At 56.8% G+C, this 1,870-nt stretch carries 3 protein-coding genes; all 3 read right to left on the reverse strand.

Annotation, left to right across the window (positions count from 1 at the left end; genetic code table 11):
* A partial coding sequence (locus H5U08_RS17365; RefSeq protein WP_297035989.1) for a 6-phosphofructokinase occupies positions 1-471 on the reverse strand: 471 nt, incomplete at its 3' end.
* A gap of 517 nt (positions 472-988) precedes the next feature.
* A complete protein-coding gene (locus H5U08_RS17370; protein ID WP_297035991.1) occupies positions 989-1,243 on the reverse strand; it encodes a hypothetical protein in 255 nt (84 codons plus the stop codon).
* A 173-nt stretch (positions 1,244-1,416) separates the two neighbouring features.
* Positions 1,417-1,764 (reverse strand): P-II family nitrogen regulator, encoded by a 348-nt coding sequence (locus H5U08_RS17375; protein ID WP_297035993.1) that lies wholly within the window; start codon positions 1,762-1,764, stop codon positions 1,417-1,419.
* Positions 1,765-1,870: the final 106 nt, after the last annotated feature.

The raw sequence follows: 1,870 nt of genomic DNA on the forward strand, positions 1-1,870 counted from the left end.
CGGAGTGTGATCAACGAGCTGGAACTCACTGTCCCCTACGTCGTTATCGATTGTTTTCGGAACGCCCACCGCGACCAGGTCCAGCCCTTTGGACTGTGCCAAATCGGCGATTTTCTGGGCGGTGTCCATCGAGTCGTTACCGCCGATATAGAGAAAGTAGCCGACATTATGGGCGCGGAAAACATCGATGACCCGCTGGAAATCCTCTGTTTGTTCCGGTTTCAATTTGTATCGGCAGGTACCGATCGATCCGGCAACAGGTGTGTAGCGCAGGAGGGCGATTTCCTCGGCGGGCTGCGACGACAAATTGATCAACTCTTCTTTGAGGACGCCTTCAATCCCGTGGCGAGCCCCGTAAACTGTTCCGATGGCGTCGAGGTCTCGGGCGGCCTCGATGATTCCCCGCAAACTGTTATTGATGACCGGTGTTGGTCCGCCACTTTGGGCGACAACAAGGTTCTTTTTCGCCATGCTGACTGTCCCTCACGTGGTTGTCTGAAAGTATCACTGATGGATGAAATGGGAAAATGATTCAATGCCCCAGTAACAGCCCGTTTTGAGATTCCGTGTCGCTGGTTTGATGATACCCGTTCCCTGTACAGAAGATCCGCGTCGAGCGATGCATGCCGAAAGATCTGCCTTTGGTCGACCAATGCGCTGCTGCTCGCTCCGGTGCCGGCCTGTGAACTCATTATCGCCGATCCCGCAAATTCCCGATTGTATTGGGCACATTTGGGTACCACAACAGGGGGTTCAGAAGGACCGGCGTGCAGGTTGTGGTCGGTGAAGATTAAGCAACCAGCATAGAGGTGACGGACTTCGTCCGCGGGGTTTAGGAGGTGAGACGACTCCTCCAGCCGGGTCAACGTGATGAAGACCGGCCAGCAATCGGCCAGCACTTTCCCGATGACTCTTGGCCGGTCGAGGGAGAGACGAGAAGACACGACGGCTGGTGGAGAGTCCACCCCAATTGACGAGCCGCCAGCGATCAAAACGCTGTGAAAAATCGGGAATCCACGCCGTCTGGGGAAATTTCGATCCTGACCGGACGCAGACAGCGAGGACACCGCCCTTCATACGCGGTGCCGTGACGGTTGAGGTAAATCCGGGCGTAAATACCGCAGCAGCGAAAATGGATGCCGAGAAAAGACCGACCGGGGAGGTGCCTGGGCCTCTGGCCGGTACCGGGCTCGCTGGACAGGTCAAGTAGCTTTCCTGGCTCGGGGATGTTGCGTTCGTCCATACGCCGCACCGTTCCGAAAGTCCATCAACTTACCGGAGGCTGGGGCTCCAACCCGGATAAAAGGCCCCATTAGCACGACCTTCTGTCGTCCACGCGTGCTCGCCGGAACACTCTCTGCGGTCGTCCGCGAGATTCGGAAGGAAGAAACCGCTCCTACCAAGGGGGAGGGCCTGTCACACTGCGCCCGGCCCGCGGAGTCCGTCCTCGATTTGAATCGCCTGTTCGACGGGGAGAACAAAAATTTTTCCATCCCCGATGGCGCCTTCCTGGCCGGTTCGCGCGACCTGCACGATTGTATTGACGGTGCGTTCGAGAAAATCGTCATTCACCACGATCTCGAGGGCGATTTTTCGCAAAAGTTTCGCCTTGTATTCGTGGCCGCGGTAAGTGTCGGTATGTCCTCGCTGACGACCGAACCCCTGCGCGTCGCACACAGTCAGGCGCGTCACTTCAATCCTCTCGAGGGCTCCACGAACCGACTCGAGTTTCGGAGGCTGGAGAACTGCCAAAACGAGCTTCACACGAATTCTCCTTACGCCATTACCAGGCCCGATGAGAAGCTGTTTTCAGATCGCTCTTGTATCGTAGAAACCTGGGTGACTTGCGTCAACGGCCAAGAAAACCACA

It is taken from the genome of Thermogutta sp. (assembly GCF_014359955.1).
In the GTDB taxonomy this organism is placed as follows: Bacteria; Planctomycetota; Planctomycetia; order Pirellulales; family Thermoguttaceae; genus Thermogutta.

Excerpts from the sequence above, each read along its gene's own strand:
- H5U08_RS17370 (WP_297035991.1), bottom strand. The coding sequence starts at position 1,243 with ATGGACGAACGCAACATCCCCGAGCCAGGAAAGCTACTTGACCTGTCC.